This is a genomic window from Herpetosiphon sp. (assembly GCF_003512625.1).
GTDB lineage: Bacteria > Chloroflexota > Chloroflexia > Chloroflexales > Herpetosiphonaceae > Herpetosiphon > Herpetosiphon aurantiacus.
Genome location: NZ_DOPT01000034.1, coordinates 1 through 25,160 on the forward strand (window position 1 = coordinate 1; position 25,160 = coordinate 25,160).

General features: G+C 50.9%; 8 protein-coding genes. All 8 read right to left on the bottom strand.

What is annotated here, in order from left to right:
- A partial coding sequence (locus DEF47_RS08255; RefSeq protein WP_287045066.1) for a non-ribosomal peptide synthetase occupies positions 1-3,158 on the bottom strand: 3,158 nt, incomplete at its 3' end.
- The gene (locus DEF47_RS08260) at positions 3,158-3,337 is read right to left on the bottom strand and encodes a hypothetical protein (protein WP_041304352.1); all 180 of its coding nucleotides are present in this window, start codon (positions 3,335-3,337) and stop codon (positions 3,158-3,160) included. The genes DEF47_RS08255 and DEF47_RS08260, both read right to left, overlap by 1 nt.
- 64 nt (positions 3,338-3,401) lie before the next feature.
- The gene (locus DEF47_RS08265; protein ID WP_012189428.1) at positions 3,402-4,712 is read right to left on the bottom strand and encodes a DUF3326 domain-containing protein; all 1,311 of its coding nucleotides are present in this window, start codon (positions 4,710-4,712) and stop codon (positions 3,402-3,404) included.
- A gap of 51 nt (positions 4,713-4,763) precedes the next feature.
- A complete protein-coding gene (locus DEF47_RS08270) occupies positions 4,764-12,023 on the bottom strand; it encodes a non-ribosomal peptide synthetase (protein WP_012189427.1) in 7,260 nt (2,419 codons plus the stop codon).
- Between the two features lie 59 nt (positions 12,024-12,082).
- The gene (locus tag DEF47_RS08275; protein WP_012189426.1) at positions 12,083-13,522 is read right to left on the bottom strand and encodes a condensation domain-containing protein; all 1,440 of its coding nucleotides are present in this window, start codon (positions 13,520-13,522) and stop codon (positions 12,083-12,085) included.
- Entirely contained in the window at positions 13,512-18,089 is a 4,578-nt protein-coding gene (locus DEF47_RS08280) for a non-ribosomal peptide synthetase (protein WP_012189425.1), read from the bottom strand. Before DEF47_RS08280 ends, DEF47_RS08275 begins: the two co-directional genes overlap by 11 nt.
- A 17-nt stretch (positions 18,090-18,106) precedes the next feature.
- A complete protein-coding gene (locus DEF47_RS08285; RefSeq protein WP_012189424.1) occupies positions 18,107-19,156 on the bottom strand; it encodes a TauD/TfdA family dioxygenase in 1,050 nt (349 codons plus the stop codon).
- 17 nt (positions 19,157-19,173) lie between these two features.
- Complete coding sequence (locus DEF47_RS08290) at positions 19,174-25,146, bottom strand: non-ribosomal peptide synthetase (RefSeq protein WP_012189423.1); 5,973 nt, start codon at positions 25,144-25,146, stop codon at positions 19,174-19,176.
- Between the last annotated feature and the right edge of the window lie 14 nt (positions 25,147-25,160).

Consider the following 25,160-nt stretch of genomic DNA (forward strand, 5'->3'; position numbering starts at 1 on the left):
CCACCTACTTGGAAAAAGTTGGTCTGGCGTTGAATGCTCGGCACCGCCAAGACCTCGGCCCAAATCGCCGCTATCGCCTGCTCTAAATCGGTTTGTGGCGGATCATCGTTCGCGATGGCGGCATAGCTCGGCGCTGGCAACCGCCGCCGATCAACCTTGCCATTCGCCGTCAACGGCAAGGCATCAAGCACAACATAGGCACTCGGGAGCATATAGCTCGGGACCTGGCCTTGCACCGCTTGTTCAATCAGCTCAATCGCCGGATTGTCACCCACCAGATAGGCCACCAAGCGCTGATCACCAACCCGATCCTCCCGCACCACCACCACCGCATCATCCACCTGTGGTTGTGCCAGCAACACGCCAACGATTTCTTCCAGCTCAATCCGATACCCGCGTACCTTGACTTGCTGATCCCGTCGTCCAATAAATTCGATCGTCCCATCATCGCGATACCGCGCCAGATCCCCCGAGCGATACAGGCGTTCGCCCGCCGTTTGGCTCATGGGGTTCGGGATAAATGCCGCCGCCGTCTGGTCTGGACGCGCTAAATACCCTCGCGCTAAGCCTGCGCCACCCAAATACAGTTCGCCTACAACCCCTATGGGAACCAGTTGCAACAACCGGTCAAGAATATAGGCCGTGCTGTTCGCAATCGGCTGCCCAATCGGCACGCCCTGCGCCAGGTCAGTGGTTGCACTAAGCTGCTGACAACAGCTAAATGTGGTGTTTTCCGTTGGGCCATACCCATTAATCAGGCGACACTGCGGCCAGCGTTCCAGCACTTTGTGTACATGCACGGGCGACAGTCGATCGCCACCGGCCAGTAATTGACGCAACGAACCCAATCGATCCAGCGCATGATCCACCATTTGATGGAACAATCCGGCGGTCAACCAGAGCGTCGTAATCTGTTCGCGCTCCACCAAGTGGCCCAATTCGGCAAGGCTGAGTTGCTGCGGTGGGGCGATCACTAAGCGTCCACCATTCAGCAAACACCCCCAAAGTTCGAACGTCGAAGCATCAAATGCCACTGTTGCCAGCAATAACCCAACCTGGTCTGGCCCAAATGCCGCATACGTGGTGTTGCGGACCAATCGCACAATGTTCCGCTGATTGATCATAATCCCTTTGGGTCGGCCTGTTGAACCAGAGGTATACATCACATAGGCCAAATTTTCGGGGCTGATGTCCACGGTTGGCGCAGTCGTGGGATACGCTGCGAGGTGCGCGGCTATGGTTTCAAGCACAACCACGGAACACGCAACCGACGGTAAGCGGTCGAGCACGCCGTGCTGTGCAATCACCACCGTTGGCTGTAAATCACTCAGCATCCAGGCCAAACGCTCAACGGGATAACTCGGATCGACCGGGGCATAGGCTGCGCCAGCCTTGAGAATCGCCAGAATCGCCACCACTAAGTCCAACGAGCGCTCAACACACAAACCAACCACATGCTCTGGCCCAACACCCAGCAGTTGCAGATGGTGCGCTAGCTGGTTGGCCCGTTGCTCAAGCGCGTGATAGCTGAGGCTGTGCTCACCAAAACGAAGCGCAATCCGCTCCGGCCACAGGCGGGCTTGTTCGGCAAACAAACTTGCTACGCTTTGATCGTGTGGGTAGGCGGTTGTGGTCGCATTCAACGTATCAAGCAATAAGCTGCGTTCCGCAGGCAAGACCAACGGCAATCGGGCAATGGACGTGGTAAAGTCTGCCACAATCCCGTGTAAAAACATTTCCCAACGCGCAACCATCGTGGCAATCGTGCTGCGCCGAAATAAATCGCTCCGATATTCCATCACCCCACGAAAACCCTCGGGGGTTTCGCTCAGCGCCAGAGTTAGGTCGAATTTCGCCACCGTGCTGGGCAGGCTAATCGGGGTCAACCGAACATCCCCCCATTCCATCTGCCGTTGCGGCACGTTTTGATAGGTCATCATCACCTGAAACACGGGCGAACGGCTCAGATCACGCTCCGGTTGCACCAGTTGCACCACCTGCTCAAACGGTAAATCGCGGTGCTCAAACGCTGCCAGGACGGTACGTCGCACCGTGGGCAAGAGCTGCGCCAATGGCTGCGCTACATCTATGTTGTTCCGCAACGTCCAGGTATTCACCAAAAAACCAATCACCGGATCAAGGTCAGCATCGGCCCGACTCGCTAGCACGGAACCAATCGCCAGATCCTGTTGCCCACTCAGTCGCGCCAAAAAAGCCTGAAATGCGGCAAGCAGCAGCATAAATGGGGTCACATCATGCTGTTGCGCCATACGCTGAAGCTGGGTGCTGAGCGCAGCGGGGAGCTGAAAACTCAATGTCGCCCCACGATAGGATTGCTGGGCCGGTCGGACAAAATCGGTAGGCACATTCAATGGTTCGAGATCCGCCAACTGCTGCTTCCAAAAATCTTGGAGTGTCGTCAGATAGTGGCCTTGCAAGCGTTGCCGTTGCCACACCGCGACATCCGGGGCTTGCACCACCAACGGCGGTACATCCGGCGCAGTATTGGTGCGTAACGCGCCTAAAAAGCTGGCAAAATCGCGCAGCAGCACCCCCATCGACCAGCCATCACTAATAATATGATGGCAAATCAGCAGCAGCACATGCGATTCGGCAGCTAAACGCAGTAAGGTCGCTCGCAACAACGGCCCATGCTCAAGATCAAACGGTAGCTGCAACAGCGGTACAAGCTGATCCAGCACGACCTGCAACACCGCCGCCTCATCGCTCGCATCAGCCACGTCCAGCCCAAGCACGGGCAACCTGAGCGGCAGCTGTGGGGCAACCCGTTGAAACGGCACCCCATTCTGCGCATGAAACGTGGTGCGGAAGCTGGCATGGCGATCCACCACCAATTGCAAAGCCTGCTCCAACAGCGATGGATCAATGGGGCCATCGATCCGCACGGCCAAGGGAATAATATAGGCGTTGCTGCTCGTTGGTTCGTATTGGCTGAGAAACCACAGCCGTTCTTGCGCAAACGATAATGGCACCTGATCATAGGTCGCGAGGCGAGGAATGCTTGATTCAGCCTGCTGATTGTCGCTATCACCGCGCAGGCGTTTTTCGAGCCGCGCTTTTTTGGCCGCCGAAAGCGGAACTCGCCGAGATGCAGGATCAGTCTGGTTGCGCAACGAATCATCTGAATGCTCAGACATTATTCACCTCGTAATTGTTTCAAACGCTTCTCTAGGAGTGACCGTTTATGTTCGGTTGCAATTGCGAGCAATTCAGGCTGATGCTGCGTATAACCAGTCAAGCGCTGGAGCATATCGAATTGATCAGGTTGGTTAGTTGGTGCAACTAGCGGGAGTGCTGAAGGAAGTTGGTCTGTCACAGTCGGGTACTCCAAGCTGGGCCGTATTGCTACGACCCAGATCCATCGTTGCCAACCAAAGATGTTAGGCTAGTTCAGCTATCATTGCATCGTTTACGACAGTCGTAGCGACTGCCTGACGCTGATAGCGCAAGGTTTCCAACGGTCGTAGGATACTCTTCAAGTTTAGGCCACGCTTGAGCGCCATAATAATTCCGGCGGCTTCAGCATAATTTTGCACTTCAATCACGGTATTAAGCGGGAAGCGATCGGGCGTAATCTCCAAAATTGTGGCATTATTGTGCACTGCAATCACGGGAATATTAAATTTTTGGGCATACAACACCGGAATGCCACCCAAGGCACTAGCAGGTGTCACAACTGCCACAACATTATTAATATTAATCGTGTCGGCGATGCGGCAAGTTGGCCGAGCGGTAATTTGCGGAGCCTGAGCTAAGCCAATTAGCACGCTCGCCATCCCACTGTGCGAGGTAATTTCGCCTGCGCCACGGGCATCGACAATCGGATCTTCAAGGTCAATTTGCTTGAGGTTAATCATCGGGGCATGGGCGGCGGGCAAGCGATATTTCTTGGCGATCAGGTGCGAGATAATCGCCTCGGCTCCACCAACTGGATTGGGATGTCGGCCCGAAAAGTGCTCGGCATAGCTATCAGCAGGCAAATCTTGGATGTTGCTGGTGACTGCAATTGCGGTTACACCCTTGGCGATCAATTGCTCGCAAGCACGGAATAAGGTCGCCGGATTGTCGATACTGCCAACATAGCTGCCAGAACTATGCTGAATACAACGCCCACCGATCGCCTCATCGGTGATCACAAACTCTTCAATATTCACCCCATAAACTGCGCGAACGGTATTGAGAATATTAAACACCACATCCAAGTGCTCAGCATCGGTTTTTTCGATAATCAAGCCAATTTTATTGCTATATGGCAGGTGCAGGTTAATCAAACCACGCGAGAAGAGATCAATGCAGTAGCCTTCGGTATACACTAAATTTTTATCCATCAAGATAAAATTTGAAGCATTAACTGCATTGGGATTTGTCACTAAATAATCGCAGCAACTGGCCAACAGGGCTGTGGCGGGGCCAGCATCGCCAGCATACCCGCCAATATCACAACCAACTCCGGTTGGCACAATGTTCAACACAGCGCTCTTGCCAGGGTAAAACTGCCCAAGCACACTCTCGGGCGGGTCGGCCAGATGTTCGCTATAAAGCGTGGCCTCGACCACCAGCTCATCAGCCGTTACTTTAGAAACATACCAACGTAATACATCGCCACTCACCAGCGTTTCGATCAATTCAGGCAGACTTTGTGGATTAGCAATATCAGATTTACGAATGATAAATTCTTGATTGTGAATCATGCTGTCGCCCTTCATTAGTTAAAAAGAAAGCTATCGTTGCGGACGCGGCGGCTATGGTTGATCTTGTGAGAGTAAAGCAAGTTCCTCATCTGATAAATGCTCGATCTCTTCCAACAAGATATCTTCTACTGCTAACGCCAGTGTTGCAGGAGTAGGATGCTTGAATAAGGTTTGGAGCGAAATATTAATTTGTAAGGCTTTGGCAAGCTTATAAATCACTTGGGTTCCCAACAGCGAGTGACCACCAATGTGGAAGAAATTATCGTGAACGCTAATTTGGTCGCGTTTGAGCACTTCCATCCAAATTTGCACCACGGCTTCTTCAATTTCACCTTGGGGAGCAACAAACGGCGTTTCACGCTCTGGTAGTGCGCTGGTAGCCAACAAGGCTTGACGATTGATTTTGCCATTGGCGGTGCGCGGCAAACTTTCAAGTGGCACAAGTATCGCTGGGAGCATATAACCGGGTAAGCGCTGTTGCAGAAATTCACGCAGCTCGCTAGTTGGCGTGCTACCTGCTTGTTTCAGCACAACATAGCCAATTAAGCTGGCCTCACTCGTCGGCAAAACTACCGCCTCTTGCACCGCAGGATGGTTCAATAAGGCTGCTTCAATCTCGCCTAGCTCAATTCGGTAGCCGCGCACTTTGACTTGATGATCAATGCGCCCCAAATGTTCGATCAGGCCATCGGGCAAGTAGCGGGCTACGTCGCCAGTGCGATATAAGCGTTGGCCTGGCTGGGCAGCAAATGGATTGGGCACGAATTTTTCAGCACTCAGTGCTGGTTGATTCAGATAGCCTTGGCTGAGGCTTGGCCCCGCCACACAAAGCTCACCAACTACGCCAATTGGCACTGGCCGGAGTTGGGCATCGAGAATATACAGTTGATGGTTGGCGGTCACTCGGCCAATCGGCACATTTACAACGTCGGCTAAGCGTTCTGGTTCAACCTGATAAATTGCACAATTCACCGAGGCTTCAGTTGGGCCATAGCCATTGTAGATGCGACAGGTTGGCGCAACCAAAGCCTGAATTTGCTTAACCAAGGCTGGTTGCAAAGCATCACCGCCAAGGTGCACAATTTCTAGGGTTGGCATCGGCTGAGCCAAGGCCACAACCTCAGCAAAGAAAGCTGGAGTTGCATGAATCGTATTAATCTGCCAGCGTTCAATTAAGCTGCGATAGCTCGCCAAATCTTCAAGTTGGCCAGCTGGGGCAATAAATAAGGTTCCGCCAGAAAGCATGGTCGTTAGCAGCTCAAATGCCCCAAAATCAAAGGCATACGAGAGGGTTTGCAACACCCGTGAATGCTGGCCTAGCCCAAAGTAGGCTTGGCCCCAACGCAACATTGGCAACAAATTGCGCTGCGAAATCGGCACACCTTTGGGTGTTCCGGTCGAACCCGAGGTATAAATCGTATAAACAGGCAGATCGTTGAGCAAACTACTTGGCAATGGGTTGAGTACTGGGTGATCAGCCGTCAGATCAAGCTGATCAAGCGCCACTATCTGCCAATCGGCATCAGCCAGATCGAGCTTGAGCGCGGCCTGGGTCAGCAACACCGGAGCAGCCGTATCGCGCAGAATAAAACGAATCCGCTCGGTTGGAGTTGCTGGATCAAGCGGTACATAGCCTGCCCCAGCTTTGAGCACGCCCAGCATCGCCACTACCAATTCAGGCGAGCGCTGCATACAAATCCCAACTGTCGCAAATGCTTGCACACCAAGGCTTTGCAAATAGCCCGCCAGTTGGCTCGAACGCTGATCAAGCTCGGCATAACTCAGTTGTTGCTCGCCAAATACGAGCGCCGTCGCGGTTGGCTTCTGGGCAACTTGGTTGGCAAACCAAGCCTGAATCGAGCCATCACTCGGGTATTGGGCGTGATCACCAGCCCACGAATCCAACAACTGCTCAGTTTCGTTCTCGCCGAGCAAACTCAATTGGGAAATTGGCAGTTCAGGTTGGGCCACAATGCTTTCGAGCAATTGCCGCAAATGGCCAGCCATACGGGCAATCGTGGCCTGCTCAAAAATGGTTGAATCGTAGATAAACGAGGCATTCAGACCTTCATCGGAACCCAAACCACGAATTGTCAGGGTGAGGTCAAGCTGGGCCGTGCCCATCACGCTGGTTTGGCTACTTTCAACGTCGCTGATCGTCAGCGCCCCCAACTCAGCCTCAGATTTCAAGGCATTGACTAGTTGAATGCCAACTTGGAAGATTGGAGTATGGCTCAAATTATGTTCAGGCTGCAAGCGTTGCAGTAGCTTTTCAAATGGCAAATCTTGATGCGAGTAGGCTCCCAGCGAGACTTCTTGCACGCGTTTGAGCAATACTTCAAAGCTGGGGTCACCAGCTAGGCTAACCCGTAATGGCAAGGTATTGAGGAAAAAGCCAATCAAATGTTCAGTACCAACCTGGCCGCGCCCACTCATATACGAGCCAATCACGATATCCGATTGACCGCTATAGCGATGCAACAAGGTTTGAAAGCCTGCCAACAAGGTCATGGCCATGGTCACGCCTTCACGCAAGCTGAGCGCCGCCAGCTGATCGGTTAAGCGTCGCGGCAAATAGACTGGCAGGCTTAGCCCTTGGAAGTTCTGCAAGGCTGGACGTGGACGATCCAAGGGCAAATTCAGCACCATTGGCGCATCTTCAAGCTGTTTGACCCAATACTCCAACTGCGATTCCAAAACTTCTCCTTGGAACCATTGACGTTGCCAGTGGGCAAAATCGGCATATTGAATCGCAAGTGGTGGCAATGGCGAAGGTTCACCGCGAAAGTAGGCCCAACTCAAGGCGGTCAACTCTTGAATCAGCAAATTCTTCGACCAATCGTCAGTGATGATGTGGTGCATCATAATCAACAAAATATGGTCAGTCTCATCAAGCCGAATCAATTGACCACGGAACAATGGGCCTTGAGCCAGATCGAACGAGGTTCGGGCTTCAGTGGCCACAATCTGCCGTGCCTGTTGTTCACGATCTTGAACTGGCAAGTCGCTCAAATCCACCAAAGGTAAGCTAACCGCCACTTCAGGATGAATAATTTGCATCGGTTGATCGTCGAGCACGATGAAGGTTGTGCGTAAAATCGCGTGCCGCTGCACAATCTCGGTTAACGCTCGCTCCAATAATTCATGGCTAAGTGGCCCTTTAAGTCGGGCATAAGTTGGCACGTTATAGGCTGGATTACCAGGCTCAAATTGATCGAGAATCCAATAGCGTTCTTGGGTAAACGACAACGGCAAGGCTCGATCATGGGCGACTGCGGTAATTGGTGGCATCTGCAAAACTGAGCCTGCCCGTAACGAGGCATCGATCTGCTCAGCTAAGCCCGCAATCGTTGGGGTATCGAAGAGACTACGCAACGGCACTTGCACCTGAAACGCCTGTTGAATCCGAGCAATCAACTGGGTTGCCATCAACGAGTGCCCACCCAGATCAAAGAATTTATCGTGAATCCCGATGCGGGGCTGATTGAAAGCCTTGGCCCAAATACCCGCTAAAACATCTTCAACGGTGTTGCGCGGAGCCACATAACTAGTGGTTAGCGTATTCGCTATAGTTTGTTCTGGCACAGGCAAGGCTTGACGATCAATTTTGCCATTAGCGGTCAGTGGAATCGCTGGCAATAATAACAAGGCTGCTGGCTGCATTGGCTCAGGCAGGGTCTCGTGGCTATAGTGTTGCAGCGCATTTATGATGCTCGTCGGGTTGCACCAAGCCCAGGTTGGGGTCGTTGGGCGAGCACTTGCTTGTTGGTTGGCTTGATAGACTGCTGGTTGCAAGGCATAAATATTGAACAACGCTGTATCAGCAAATTGCTCAGCTTGATCGGCAATCACATGGTAGCCTTGGGCTTCGAGTAATTGTTTAATCTCGTCGCGCAATTCAGCACTATGCACTTCCATGGCAATTTGGCGAATCTTGGGCCAATCGCTGGGCGCAATTCCCTTCAGCACATCGATTTCGCTGCGTTCAGCATCGATCTTGAGTAAATCGATCTGCTGCACGTTATGTTCACTAATCACATCAGAAATTGTGCGTAACTGACAGACAATCTGTTCACTATCCCAACGCCCTTGCATCCATTCTTCAGTAAAGTCTTCCATAAAAGCTTGCTCTTGATCGCCTGCCAACGCGCCAACCGTGCTTGAAAAATATTCCTTACGAATGTTCAAGTCGAAGGTTTGCACGGCAGCTTTATCTTTGAGCACATCAGCAAAACGCCCTGAGGCTCCTGAAAAATGGGGATAGTGAGTGAAGGTTTCTTGCTTCACGGCATCGGCGATGCCACATTCAAAAACTTGGGCATTTAAGCCATAGAGTTCAGCATTCAAACGCAACACTTGGCAGGTAGCCGGAATTGGCTCAAATGAAAAGAGCCGAATATTGCGATAGTTTTGGCCAATAAACAGACTAAACAAGCCAATATTTGCCCCAACATCAAAAACACAATCGCCATCGTTAAGCTGAATACCTTGGGTCACATAGACTTGATCTTCAAAAATCTCGTTATACAGCGGCACCGTCATATGGCGATTTTGGTGCACTACCAACATGCCGTTGGGCAATTCAAAATGTTCATGCTCAGCAAATATCCCTTGTTGCTTGAATCGCAGGAAATTGCTAACTGGTAGGGCTAAGGCCGGATTTGGCACAATATAACCAACCAGCTGTTGCTCGCCGCTCGCGTGCTCGCGCAGTTGGACCGTGCTTTGTTGGACTAGTGGATGCCGTTCAAGTGTATGGCTAATTTCGCCAAGCTCAACCCGATAGCCACGAATTTTAACTTGATCGTCGCTGCGACCCAAAAACTCCAGCAAGCCATCAGGCCGATAGCGTACCACGTCGCCGCTGCGATACAAACGATCGCTTGGATTGGTGCTCAAGCGATCAGTCACAAAGCGTTCGTTGGTCAATTCTGGCCGATTGAGATAGCCACGGGCTACACCAGCCCCGCCAATATACAGCTCGCCAATTGCCCCAAATGGCACAAGCTGCCGAGCAGCATCCAATACATAAACATAGCTATTAGCAATTGGCCGACCAAGCGGAACAATTGAGCCACGCGCCGCAGGTGAGCAACCACTTAGTTTGGTTGTGAGCACGCCCACGGTAGTTTCGGTTGGGCCATAGTGATTAACAATCGTACAAGTTGGTGCAAGTTGTTCAAGGCGCTCAATCAGATCCCAACTGCTGGCTTCGCCACCCAGCACCAAACGTTGTTTGGGCAAAACATGGGCAGGTTGGCTAGCAGCCAAAAGTGCGGTGAGATGCGATGGCACAATCTTCAGTACATCAATGGCCTTGGCATGCATATATTCGGCCATGGCATCGGCGTTAATCGCCCGATCTTGGGCAATCAAATGCAGCGTACCGCCATGACACAAGGCTGGAAACAGCACAGTGTGGCCTAAATCGGCAGCAAGCGTCGAAACCATGGCATATTGCATTCCAGGTCGGAGATCGACCTCTTGGATAATGCTCTGGACATAATTAGCCAGTTGACGATGCTCAATTGCCACACCTTTGGGCTTACCAGTTGAACCAGAGGTATAAATGATATAGGCCAGTTGCTCGGGCTGAATCGCTACGTTGAGGCCCAAATCAGCTTGGGGCGGGTTGCTCAGCAGCTGATCAATTAATACAATTGGGCTTTGCATATGGCCTAAGCGGGTTTGCAAACCCTGATCAGTAACCACAACCACAGCCCGACTATCGGCCAGCATGAGTTCAAGCCGCTCGTTTGGTACGCTCGGATCGATCGGCAGATAGGCAGCCCCAGCCTTGAGCACCCCCAAAATTGCCACAATGCTGGCGATGCTACGCTCAAGATAGATCGCCACAATCTGCTCACTCGCCGCGCCGTGCTCTCGTAATTGCAATGCAAGCTGATTGGAGTAACCCTCAAGCTCCTGATAGGTCAACGATTGATCTTCAAACACCACTGCTTGGGCGGTTGGGTGTTGTTGGGCTTGAGCCGCAAATAAGCTAGGAATAGTTACTTGGAGATCAAAGGTTTGGTAGCGACGATTAAGTTCAAGCAAAAACTGGCGTTCGCTGGCTCCAACAACTGCTAATTCGCCAAGCAAAAGCTGGTCGGATTGTTGAACCTGCTGACAAACCGTAGCTACTTGTTCCGCCAAACGTTGCACAAACTCCACCGAGAGTAGCTGTGCATCATAGACCAAGCGGCTTTGCAGCATATTGCCGATCTCGAGTAATTCGAGTTTGGCCACAAAGCGCTCAAAATAGCAGACCTGCTGACTCAGCCTAAAGCGGGGAGCATGTTCAAATGGTGGTTGCGGAAGGCTGGCATAACTGAAACAATAGTCTAAATGGTGCGCGGCAGCATCGGAAAATTGCTCCCAGGCCCAATATTCTTGCCAAGTGGTTGCTTGTTGGTAGGCGGTTCGGGTTTGACTGACCAAATCGCTAAACCGCAATTCGGGCTTAATCTGGGCGAAGAATGGCACGTGTTTGGCGAATAGGCCAAGTGCTGGCTCTAATTCGGCATAGTTGCGGCCATCGAGCCCCAAACCAAGTTGGAATTCGGTTTGATTGCTATTGCGCCAAAGCACCACTTGCCACGCCGCCAACAACCAACTTGCCAGCTCCTGGCTCGGCAAATTGGGCGTAGCAATGGTCAGCTCGTGTATTGCTGGAGTGAAACTTGGGCTTGGGTCAGCCAAGGTCGCCAAAACGGGGTTTGCAACAGTTTGCAGATCGTGGCTCTGCCAAAAGGCTGGGCCTGGCTCGCTGGCATCGGTAGCAAGCGTATCGTTCAGCCATTCAGCCAAATCAATATACTGAGCTACTTCTTGATCAGGCTGACCTTCTTGACTGTACAACAGTTCTAGTTCATAAACCAGTAAATTCAACGTGGTTAAATCGGCGGTCAAAGCAGGCAAAGTCAAAATTAATTGGTGCTGTTCGTTGCTCAACGACATTAATCGCGCCCAAAGCACTGGGCCTTGTGCCACGTCAATCGGGCTGCCCAAGGCTTCATCCCACGCAGCTTGGCGATCATCAGCCTGAAGCGTTTGCCAATTCAATTGGCCCTCGCCTACCACCTGCAAGGGCATACTCATGCCTTCAAGTTGGGCAAATTGGGTACGCAGAATCTCATAGCGTTGCACTAAGGCTTCAAGGGCAGCTTGCAACCGCTGAACATCAAGCGCCCCCTGAATATCAACGCTACATTGAGCAAGGTAGGGATTGATCTCCGCTGAATATTTAAGCGACCATAGCTGTTTTTGCTGGGGAGAGAGGCGAAATCCTTCAATGGAGCCTGTTTGCATGATCCAGCCCTTTCGTGATCGATATCGAGATAGAGACCAACAGCGAGGTACAACCCCAGTTATGAAACGACCGAACGGCGCTTGATCGTTTTGAGTTTCTGAGCATTAGCATCTCTTAATCGTTGCTCTTCCAATTGTTGAAATTGGTCTTCAGCTTGTTGTAAATGGTGCATAATCTCAGCAACGGCAATCATTGGCGTGGCAGCAATGGCTTGCAACACCAACTGACAATCGTGCAATACTCGTTCGATCTGGGTTACGGTAAAACGCTCAGTATCGTAGAGCACATCGAGGGTTAGCTGATCGCCTGGGATTGCCCGTAAGGTCAATGGCATGCTATTTTGCACAAAGGTGCGCTGCAAATCGAGCTTAAGGCTTGAGTGCTGGGTAAAAGCCGCCGTATCCATCGGGTAATTTTCAAACACGACGACTGTCTCGAACATGGCTTGTTCACGCGGCAATTTGGCCCAGCCTTGAATATCAACCAACGAGCTATACTCATATTGGCTCATGGCCAACTGCTGGCTTTGCACCTGTTTGAGCAAATCGAGAAACAGCTGCTCAGGCTGAATTTGAGCTCGCAACGGCAGCGTATTGATAAACAAACCAACCATGCTTTCAATTGCTGGCAGGCTCGGCGGACGGCCTGAAACCGTCACCCCAAACAGTACATCATGTTGATTGCTATATTGACCTAAGAGACAAACCCACACACCCTGAATTAAGCTATTGATGGTTAATTCGGCCTGCTGCATCACCATTTGAACTTGGCTAGTTAATTCGCTTGCCAGCTGGAGCAGCTGGGTAGCATAACTGTGCTGCGAACGACCTTGACGAGCAAAACTAAGTCGCGCTGGCCCCGCCCAATTATTCAACAGTTGTTGCCAAAAAGCCTCCGCCTTGGCCTGATCCTGCTGTTGAAGCCAAGCAATGTATTCGCCATACGGGCGGCGTGGGCCTAAAACTGCCTGCTGATTAAAGCTGGCTTGCTCGCCATAGCAATAGACCTCATAGAAGGTAAACAAATCCTTCAGCACAATCGCCTGCGACCAACCATCAAGCAAGAGATGATGGCGGCTCCAACAAAACCAATAGCTGGTCGGGCCGATTTGAATCAAGCTCAAGCGTAGCAAGGGTGCGGCAGTTAATTGAAAGCCTTGGGCTAAATCTGCCGCTAGCCAAGGCTCCAATTGTTGGGCTTGCTGCTCAGCCGAGTATTCCCGCCAATCCATGATCTGCAATGGTAGCGTAACTTGGCGCAACACCACTTGCAGCGGCTCCTCAAGATCTTCCCAAAAGAAGGCAGTCCGCAGCACTGAATGGCGCTGGATAACCTGTTGCCAAGCCCATTCAAAGGCTGCCAGATTCAGCTGGCCCTCAAGTTGCCAAACTGATTGATTTTGGTAGGCACTCGAATTGGGTACAAGCAGGGTATGAAAAAGCATCCCCTTTTGCATAGGCGACAAACCATAGATATCTTCTAAATTCTCAACTTTCATGAGTGCTGTTCTCGCTGTTGCGTAATTTGGCGATAAAGCTATCCAAATTCTTTTGGTTTAAGTTGGCCGATGGAAAATCCGAAGGGGTATAACCACCAGCATTGGGTTGTTGGCAATGCTGAATAATCGCTTGTAAGGCGGACACAAAACGTTCAGCCAAGCGCTGAATCGTCGCTGCACTATGCAATGCTTGGCTATATGTCCAATTCATCTGTAACATGTGATCGGTTACCAAGATCGTCAGATCAAGGTAATGGCGGCGTAAGGCTGCGGGGCTACGGGTTGGCCCACTCGATTCGCTCGTCCAAGCCAATGGACCAGTTTGCGAAACATCGTGGGCGACCGTGCCCAAATAATTAAAGCTCAGTTGCGGTTGGGGCAGATTGGCTAATTGCTGGCTCAGCTGGGCATCGCCACGCAAATAGCGCAATAAACCATAGCCAATCCCGCGCTGTGGAATTTGGCGCAACTGTTCTTTAGTTGCGCGTAGGCTATCGCCAGCATTGGCTGATTTGCTCGCTTGCAACAACACCGGAAAGCGACTAGTAAACCATCCAACCGTGCGCGAAATATCCAAATCATCCAAGATATCTTCACGACCATGGCCTTCGAGCTCGACTAACACGCTTGGATTGCCCTGCCATTGACTGATGCTTTGGGTTAAGGCTGCCAATAGCGCATCGTTAATTTGGGTGTTATAGACCGGAGGAACCACTTCCAATAAGGCCTTCGTTTCCTCAACACTCAAATGTAGGCTCAGATTTTGGGTGCTTGCAACCGTATTGGCATGGGCTTCAGCAGCATAATCGACTGGTAGTGGGCGAACCTGTTGGCGGGTAGGATCAAGCCAATAGGCAACTTCGCGCTCAAGTTCAGCCGAACCTGCATAGCGTTGCAAGCGCTCAGCCCAATCTTTGAATGAGTTGGTTTTGGCTGGTAAATTAATTGGTTGTTGCTGACGAATTTGCTCGTATACCAGCGGTAAATCGGCAAACAAAATCTGCCACGAGACAGTATCAATCGCCAAGTGATGCACAATCACCAACAAGCGACTTGGTTGATTGGATCCAAGCTCAAACAAGGCCATACGCAACAACGGGCCATTGATCAGATCAAGGCTAGTTTGCAGTTCAGTGGCTTTTTGCTCCATCAACTGGCGCTGCTGCTCGGCTGGCGCAGCGGCCAGATTAATGTGCAGCAACTCGACCGCTACATCGGCACTATTAACTTGTTGCCAGCCTTGTTCGCTCGGGCTAAATCGTAGGCGCAAGGCATCGTGATGGCGCACAAGTTCAGGCAACACCTGAGCCAAAATCGCCGGATCGAGATCAAAGCGCACTTCGAAAAAGACTGCTTGATTATAATGCTGCGGCTCGGCGAGGGCTTGCTCAAAAAACCAATGTTGAATCGGAGTCAACGGCACAGGGCCAGTTATCAATTGCTGCTGAGCTTGTTGATCTGCTGTTGTGGTGGCCACCACTTGCGCCAAATCGGCAATTGTCGGATGATCAAATAATTGCTTGGGTGTCAACTTAAGGCCTGCTTGGCTGGCGCGGGCAATAATTTGAATACTCAGAATTGAATCGCCGCCCAGCTCAAAAAAGTTATTGTTAATGCCCACCGACTTGCCACCCAACACTTGGCTCCAAATGTCAACCAATGTTGTCTCAACGGGGGTTCGTGGAGCCACAATCTGAGTGCTAGCCTTGGTTTGTTGCTGTTCAGGCGCTGGTAAGGCTTGACGATCAAGTTTGCCGTTAGCGTTCAATGGCAGTCGTTCCAACATCACAAATGCCGCCGGAACCATGTAATCGGGCAGGCTCTGTTTCAAAAAGTTACGCAACTCGCGTAACGAAAGTGGGCGTTGTTGGCCTGCAACCAAATAAGCTACCAAACGCTTATCGCCAGCAGGATCATCACGCACTATCACCGCTGCTTGTTCAATCGCCGTGTGGTTACGCAACGCTGCTTCAATTTCACCCAATTCAATCCGGAAGCCGCGAATTTTCACCTGATCATCAGCGCGGCCTAAAAACTCAAGTTTGCCATCAGGCAAATAGCGAGCTACATCGCCAGTACGATACAAGCGACTGCCAGTTTGGCCACTTAAGCCATCGGGCACAAACCGCTCAGCCGTAATCGCAGGTCGCTGCCAATAACCACGTGCCAGCGCCGCGCCCCCCACATACAGCTCGCCAGTCATACCCAATGGCACAGGCTGACCGTGAACATCGAGCAGATAGATTTGGGTGTTAGCGATGGGACGACCCAAGGCTGGTATTGCCGATTGAGCACTTGGCAAATTCGCACTCAGTGGATTGGTTAGCACACCCACCGTTGTTTCGGTCGGTCCGTAGTGGTTGAATACTTGGCAATCAGGTGCAAGTAGCGCCAAGGTTTGTAGCAACTTCCAACTAACCGCCTCGCCGCCCAGAATCAAGCGCTGACGTGGCAAGACTCGCGCAGGTTCAGCCACAGCCAAGAGCGCCGCCAAATGCGATGGCACAATTTTAAGACAATCAACGGCATGCTGCTGCATATAATCGGCCAATTGGCTAGCATTGCTCGCTCGCTCAGCAGTAATAAGGTGCAGCGTGCCACCATTTGTTAGGGTTGGAAAAATCGCCGTATGTCCAAGATCAGCGGCAAAGGTCGAGACACTGGCAAAACTAGCCTGTGGCGGCAGATTAAGCCGTTGGCTAATACTTGAAATATAGTTATAAAGACTTTGATGGCTGACCCCAACGCCTTTGGGTTGGCCAGTCGAACCAGAGGTATAAATGATATACATCAAGTTAGAAGGAACCGCCGAAGCAGCAACAGGTTCGCTTGAATGCTCGGCAATCGTCGGCCAAGCTTGATCCAGCCAAAGATAGTCGGCAGCATGCTCAGGCAATTGGGCTTGCAGGCTGGTTTCACTCACCACAATTGAGGCTTGAATATCGCCCAGCATAAAGCCCAAACGCTCTTTGGGCAATCCCAAATCCAGCGGTACATAAGCTCCGCCAGCCTTGAGAATACCCAAAATACCCACCAGCAGGTTGAGCGAGCGATCCAAGGCTAAAGCAACTGGTTGATCAGGGCGAACTCCCCGGGCCAGCAACTCTCGCGCCAGTTGATTGGAACGTGCCTCAAGTTCTGCATAGCTCAGTTGTTGGTCTTCAACCACAACCGCTGGGTGATCAGGTGTAATCGCTGCTTGAGCGCTAAACAACTCATGAAAGCAACGTGCAGCGTCAAATGGCTCGGCTGTTTGATTAAATTCAATTAATAGCTGTTGACGTTCGTTTGTACCCACAATTGGCAGTTGAGCCAAGCTTGTGTTCAAGTTGCTCAGTGCAGCAGTCAAAAGGGTTTGATATTGCTCAATCAACCGTTCAGCACTCGATGACGCAATCAACCCAGCATCAAAATTCAGGCTAGCGGCAAATCCTTGGGGTTGGTTGAACCAAGTTAAGTGGGCTGCATATGGATTGAGCGTAGCCCGTTGCTGCACGACTTGAAAGCTGAGATTAGCCATCACCAGCGGTTTGGGTGTGGTCAGCGCTTCAAAGCCAAAGGGGAAAAAGGCCAATTGACTGGACACTTCTGCAGGCCAATGAAAACTTTCTTGCCAAGCATAGGCCTCCACATATTCTTGCTGCACTTGTTTGACCAATTGACCAAACTGCTGGTCTGCTGCCAACGGGCTAGCCAGCGGTACGGCTTTGGCAAATAAACCAAGCGTGGTTTCAAGCTCGGCATATTTGCGCCCATCACAAACCACGCCAACCACACCATTGGTTTGATCACTCAAGCGCCACAACAAGGTTCGCCAAGCAGCCAAGGCAAGCGCTGAAGCAGGCACAGCTAAAGTTTGACTTGCCTGATTAAGCAGCTCAATTAGTTGTTCAGTCAGCGGAATTGGCAATTGCTGCGGTTGAAACGTTTGGGCCGCTGCTTGATTGGCAACAAACGCTGGCCGCACGGTAATCGCATCGTGCCAGGTTTGTTGTTGCCAGTAACTGCGGCCAGCAGCGGTTTCTTCAGCTTCCAATAGTTCGTGCTGCCACTCAGCAATATCGATATATTGCATTGGCTCATCGGTAGTTGGCTCGGCAGCATAAATCGCCGCCAGCTCGCTGGTTAAGTTGACCAAACTCAGGTTATCAGCACAGAGCGTTGGCACACTCAACAGCAAATAATGTTTTAGCGCATGTTCACGCCCAAGCCAGGCATGCAGCAATGGGCCAGCAGCAAAATCAAAGGCTTGCTGAGCCAATTGGCTTTGCAAATCAGTCAAACTATGTTCGCTCAGATCATAGCTTGGCAATGCTAGTTCGCTTAATTCGGTAACCACCTGCAACGGCAAGGCCATCCCTTGGAGATAGTGAAAGGTTGTGCGCAAAATTTCGTAGCGCTGTACAACCTGCAACAAACTAGCCTGCAAGCGAGCAATATCGAGGGAGCCTTCAATCACGATAGTTCCCTGAGTACGATAAGGCTGGGCTGAATCCAATTGCTGGAGCGCCCAAACATGCTGTTGCTGTGGGGAAAGCCGAAATCCCTCGATCATCGCATCCGACATAGTAATCCCTTCCTCACTTAGATCGCCGCTGCATCAACCGATTCGGCCATACCCACCACAATTTTGCGTGGGCCAACAAAAGGCGAGCGAGCATGAGCCACCAACATATTGTCGAGCATCAGCACATCGCCTTCTTGCCATGGAAACATCACAGTTTCTTGATCCAGCACATGGCGAATTTCGGCTAAAACCTCTGGTTCGATCGGCGAACCATCGCCATAGTAGGTGTTACGTGGCAAATCTTCATCGTTAAATTCTGCCAGCAACATATCGCGCACAGCCGCCGGCAGACTGGTCACATGGAAGAGATGGGCCTGATTGAACCAAACCATTTCGTTGGTTTTGGGATGCTTGGCAACAGCTTGGCAGACTTGGCGCGTGCGCAAACGATTGCCGCTCTTCCACTCAAAATCAATCTGGTTAAGTCGGCAAAATTCTTCAACGTCAGCTTTATTATCGGTTTGGAACACGTTCTCCCATGAAAGATCGATGCCCTCGCCATAGTTGCGCACATACATCACTTTTTTCTCAGCAAAACGATCGCGAATCGCTGGATCAAGCCGTTGATAGATGCGGCGGCTATCGGCAATCGGGGTTTCGCCTTGTTGTTGGGGAGCAATCAAACAGCAAAACCAAATTTTCATCGGCCAGCTGGTGGTATACGACATTTCGTTATGCAATGGAATCGATTGATCGGCGGGGTATTCAGTTGAGGTATAAATATTGCCGCTGACTTTGCTGCGCGGCGTTGAACGATAGGTATATTCTAAAAGCTCATTCGACATTTCGCTAACAAAACGTTGGAATTCTTCGAGGGTTTTAATGTTGAAGTTGCGGAATAAAATGCCGCCATGCTGGGCCAAATTGGTTTCGATAAATGGGCGATGGCTATTAGCCCAGGTGATCAAATTCAGGCCTTCGACAGCGGGAGTGACCAGCAGTGGCAAGGCACTATCGCTCAACAAAGGCTGCGATTTGATCAGACTTTCTTGGGAAACGCTCACAGAACGGCGACCTGCACCTAATTGGCCTTTGAGGCTTGGCTTTTTATCGTCTGATGTCGTCATGGGTTGATGCTCCTTCATTATTCAGATTGTTGCCCACGGATAGCCTTACGTTTGACGTGTTTTAGTTTTTGCAGACTGCTGGTTTCGCTCTGTTGAGCTTGCGCTTTTTGGTTATGGTGATCAAAATCCTCTAATCGCTGGGCCAAATCGGCCAATGAGGCGCTTGGTTGGTGTTGCACGGCCTTGAACAAGGCTTCAAGTTGGCCTAGCAACGCTAAAACGGTGGTTGTGGCAAAACGCTGGCGATCGTAGAGCACATGCAACTCGAAGGTTGTGGCACTCGGCGCACCGCGAATCGTCAATGGGAAGTTATTTTGAATAAACGATTGAATATTGCTCATCGTTAGGTCATTAAACTGACCCTGATTGCTACTATCCATCGGCAGATTTTCAAACACCACAGCGCTTTCAAATAATGGTTGACGGGGCGGCAATTCGCTCCAGCGCTGAACCTGCGCCACTGGTGTATATTCATATTGACGCATTTCAACCTGCTGAGCTTGCACATCCTGTAACCATTCAATGATTGACAAGGTTGGTTGGATGCGAACTCGTACCGGCAGGGTGTTGATAAATAATCCCAACATATTCTCAGCTCCAGCCAAATCGACTGGACGGCCAGAAACCGTGCTGCCAAAAACAAGATCATGCTGGCCACTGTAATGCGCCAAAACACAGGCCCAAAGCCCTTGCAACAGCGTGTTCATCGTCAGTTGATGTTGACGCAGCAGCGTATAGATCGCGGTTGTGAGCGCTGGATCAAGCGGCAACTTCTGGACAGCGTAATCAACGCCAGCTTGTTGGGCTCCGCTGGCTGGTGGCAGTGGTGTAGTTTTAGCAAAGCCCTGCAATCGTTTACGCCAATAGGCCTCGGCTTGGGCTAAATCTTGGCGTTGCAGCCAAGCAATATACTCACGATAAGGCCGAATTGCTGGCTGACTGAGCGGAATTGGCAAACCCTGCACCAAGGCCTCGTAGGCGCGAAACACCTCTTTGAGCAGAATGTTGGTACACCAGCCATCAAGCAAAATATGGTGTTGGCTCCAAATAAAATGGTAGCTATGCTCAGCTAAGTGCACCAACGTAACCCGCATCAACGGCGCTTGGGAGAGATCAAAAACCTTAGTTTTATCGGCCTCAAGTAACCCTGCCAGATTAATCGCTTGTTGCTCAGGTTCAAGCTCGCGCCAATCCAGATACTCCCACGGCATCTCCACGGTTGGATGCACCAACTGATAGGCTTGGCTTAAGCCTTGCCAGACAAAGCAACTGCGCAAAATTGTATGCTGATTGAGGGTGTGATTCCAAGCAGCTTGAAACGCCGCAAGATCAAGTTTGCCCTCAAAGAGCCAACTAATCTGCATAAAGTAGACAGTCGATTCAGGCTCATATAAGGCATGAAAGAGCATACCTTGTTGGGTTGGAGTCAACGGATACAGATCGTCGATTTGGCGATATTGCGCATTCAACTGAGCCAAATCTGCTGCTGGCAATGTGGCCAAAGGAAAATCTGAAGGCGTATAGCCACCAACATCTGGTTGCAAACAATGCGCAATGATTGCCCGTAGTTCGTGCATCAAGCTATGCGCCAATTGCTCAATCGTCGTGGAGCGATACAGATTGGTACTATACATCCATTGGATCGTTAATTGGGCATCAACAATACTGCCGCCCACTTCGAGCAGGTGTGGTCGCAGCCCAGCTGGGTCGTGGTCGGCTCCGCTCGATTCGTAGGCCCATGCCAACGGCGAATCAGCACTCAAGCCATAGCCAAATTGACCAAGATAATTAAAGCCAACCTGTGGCTGAGCCTGAATCGGTTGTTGCCCAAGATAGCGCAAAATACCATAACCAACACCATGCTGTGGAACTTGACGAAGCTGCTCTTTGATTGATTGAAGATCAGCACCAAGTTCACCGCTTTCTGCGAGGGTTAAGCGCAAGGGCGCAATTGCTGTAAACCAGCCAATCGTCCGCGATAGATCAAGATCGTCAAACAGATCTTCGCGGCCATGGCTTTCCAAATCGATCAGCAGGGCAGCTTGGCCGCTCCATTGACTCAAACAGCGGGCTAAGGCTGTTAACAATATATCGTTGATCTGGGTATGATAGGCTTTGGGCACCTCGTGGAGCAATAAGGCAGTCGTTGGCGCATCAAGGGCGACCGTCACCAAGGCCTGCGAGGCTTCGCTATTGTCAGCCAATGCCTCGGGGAAATCAATCGGCAAGCTTGGCAACTCGCCAATTTGCTGATTCCAATAGGTTAATTCGGCTTGTAGGGTTGTTGATTGACTATACTCAACCAATCGCTCGGCCCAAGCCTTGTATGAGCTGGTTTTCGCAGGCAGCTGAATCGGCTTGGCCTGAGCAATTTGTTGGTAGGCCGTCGCTAAATCTTCAAAAAAGATCCGCCACGAAACCCCATCGAAAATTAAGTGATGAGCCACCACCAACAAGCGTCCAGACCGATCGGCTCCCAAATTGAATAAAGCAACCTGTAACACTGGTCCAGTGCTAAGATTCAAACACGCTTGCAGCTGATTAGCATGCTCAGTAATTGCAACGCTTTGTTGTTCAAGCGGCAAATCAGCTAAATCAATCAAGCTAATGCTGGGCGTGGCAGCATGGTCGAGGTTTATTTGCTGCCACCCATCTGTACCGAACTGAAAGCGTAAGCGCAGTGCATCGTGCTGAATGTGCAATTGATACAACACTTGGCTAAGCAAGGTTAGATCAAGCGGCTGGCGGACTTCGAGCAAGGCCGATTGATTCCAATGGTGAAAATTTGGCAAGTTTTGCGCAAAAAACCACTGTTGAATCGGGGTTAATGGTACGGCTCCGCTAACTAAACCTTGTTCAGCCTGAATTTGGGGGCCAGTGCCAACCACGGTCGCCAAATTGGCAATCGTGCGTTGTTCAAAAACCTGCTTGGGGGTTAGCCGCAAACCAGCTTGGTTGGCGCGGGCCACAATTTGAATACAAATAATTGAATCGCCGCCCAACTCGAAGAAATTATCGTGAATCCCAACCTGTGCTAGCCCCAAAACATCGGCCCAAATCTCAGCCAAGATTTGTTGATTGGCGGTTTGGGGTGCATCAAACAAGGCTTGTTCAGCATGGCGCGTCGTTTTCGGTGCAGGCAAGGCATGGCGATCAAGTTTGCCATTGGGAGTTAGCGGTAAGCTAGCCAGCAGCACAAATACCGCTGGTAGCATATGTTCTGGTAAGCGCGTTTGCAAAAACGTGCGCAATTCGGCGCTGCTTGGTTGATTATCAGGCGTGGCAACCACATAGGCCACCAGTCGTTTCTGGCCATTTGGCTCATCGCGGGCAATCGCCACCGCTTCATGAACCAAAGGATGCTCACACAAGCATTGCTCAATCTCGCCTGTTTCAATCCGAAAGCCCCGAATTTTAACCTGATGATCAACCCGCCCAAGGTGGTTAATCGAGCCATCGGGTAAGAAACAAGCCAAATCACCCGAACGATACAGCCGTTGGCCAGGCTCAGCACTAAAGGGATTTGGCACAAACATCTGGGCAGTTAATTCAGGCCGATTGAGATAGCCCCATGCCAAACCAGGCCCAGCAATATACAACTCGCCAGCAATCCCAACTGGCACAGGTTGCAGGTATTGATCAAGAATATATAGTTGAGTATTGGCAATTGGTCGGCCAATTGAGGGTTTTTGGTTTGGATCGTCGCACAAGGCGAGGCTCGACCAAACTGTCGCTTCGGTTGGGCCATAGGCATTGAAAAAGCGTCGATCCAAACCCCAACGCGCCACCAACTCAGCCGGACAAGCCTCGCCCGCCACGATGACCGTAGATAATGCTGGTAATTCTGCCTCGGGCAGCACTTTTAATGCCGACGGCGGCACAGTAATATGAGTAATCGCTTGCTGTTGCAATAATTCAATCAAACTTGGGCCAGGCAACAAAGTCTCTTGATCAGCCAGCACTAAGGTTGCCCCCGACCAGAGTGCCATAACGATTTCAAAAATCGAGGCATCGAAACTCAACGAGGCAAATTGCAAAATCCGCTGCTGTGCATCAAGTTCAAAGGCTTGAATTTGGGCATAGGCCAAGTTAGCCAAACCCCGATGGGTAATTGGCACTGCCTTAGGTCGCCCAGTTGAGCCAGAAGTGTAAATCAGATAGACCAAACTCTCAGGCCAAAGTGGTACGGCTAGCTCAAACGAGGGATATTGAGCAATCGTTGGCCAATCGTGATCAAGATAGATTACCCGTTGTTGCTCAGTGCGAATTTGTTGGCTAAGCGAATGCTGAGTCAGCAAAACCTGAGCTTGGCTATCGTTGAGCATATAGTGCAATCGCTCAAGCGGATAGCGCGGATCAAGCGGTACATAGGCGGCCCCGGCTTTAAGAATTGCCAAAATTCCAAGCACCAACTCAAGCGAACGCTCAACACACAGCCCAACCAAGCTACCAGGCGGAACTCCCTGCGCCCGAAGATAGGCCGCCAATTGATTGGCCCGCCGATTCAACTCGCCATAACTCAGGTGTTGTTGACCAAATCGCAATGCAACTGCATCTGGAGTAGCTTGGGCATGGGCCGCAACAATCTTATGTAAATAGATTGAGCTAGGTAACGGCACATTCGTCGTATTCCAGTCCCGCAGCATCACCTGTCGTTCAGCAGCGGTCAATAGATCAATTGAGGCTAAACGAGCTTGTGGCGCGGTGGCAAAGCTTAGCAATAGATTTTGAAGATGCTCCAACAAGCGTGTGATCGTCGCTGGCTCAAAGCGCCGTTGATCATAAAACACTTGAATCACCAGATTTGGTGCGAGCACTGCCTCAATTGAAAGTGGATAATTGGTTTGCTCAATAAAGCGCACATCTTGCAGTTGCAAGGTTGCATTGCCCGATTGTTGCCATGCGGCCAAGGGGTAATTTTCAAACACCAAAATACTCTCAAACAGTGGTATACCACGTGGCACTGCGCTCCACGTTTGAAGCTGATTCAAGCCGGTATAGTGGTATTGTTGGGCCTCGACCTGCTGTTGTTGTAATGCTTGGAGCCATTCACTGACCGCTGCCTGAGGTTTGATGGTTATGCACACAGGGATGGTATTGATAAATAAACCAACCATCGCATTGCTACCAGCCAGTTGGGCAGGACGACTGGAAACTGGACTCCCAAAAACGATCGTGCGTTCGCCACTATACCGCCCAAGCAATAAGGCCCAAGCTCCTTGCAAGATGGTATTGATCGTGAGTTTATGCTGGCGGGCCATGATCTGTAGCGTTTCCGTTGCCGCAAGATCGAGCACAATCCGCTGTTCGCATGGTTGTTCTGGCCCAAGCAAGGCATAATTCGGGCGCTCGATCACCAACGGCGTTGGGGCTGAAATAGGGCTTAAGTTGGCTCGCCAAAATTGCTCGGCCTTGGCTTGATCTTGCTTTTGTAGCCATGCAATATAATCGCGATACGGTCGCGTTTGGGCTAAACGCAATGCCCGACCCTCGCAGAAAGCGCTGTAGTAACTAAATGCTTCCTTTAATAACAGCGCCATGCTCCAGCCATCGAGCAATAAGTGATGATTACACCAAACAAATTGATAGCAATCATCGCTCAACTGAATTAAACTAGCCCGTAATAACGGCGCTTGGCTAAGATCAAACCCACGTTGGCGCTCAGTTTGGAAATAGGCTTCAAGCTGGGCCGTATGGGTCTGCGGATCTAATTCGCGCCAATCGTGGTAATCCAAGGGCAACTGCACCGCCCGATAGACCACTTGTAACGGTTCTGCCAAATCTTCCCATACGAAGACTGTGCGCAAAGCAGCATGGCGCTCAAGCACGTGTTGCCAAGCCCGTCGAAACGCGTCAAGCTGAAGGATTCCCCTTAATTGACAGGTAAATTGCTCAAAATAGGCTCCCGAATCTGGGTCATACAGGCTATGAAAGAGTAACCCTTGTTGTAACGGCGAAAGTGGGTAGATGTCCTCAATATCTGCATTCATCCCAGTTCCTTCAG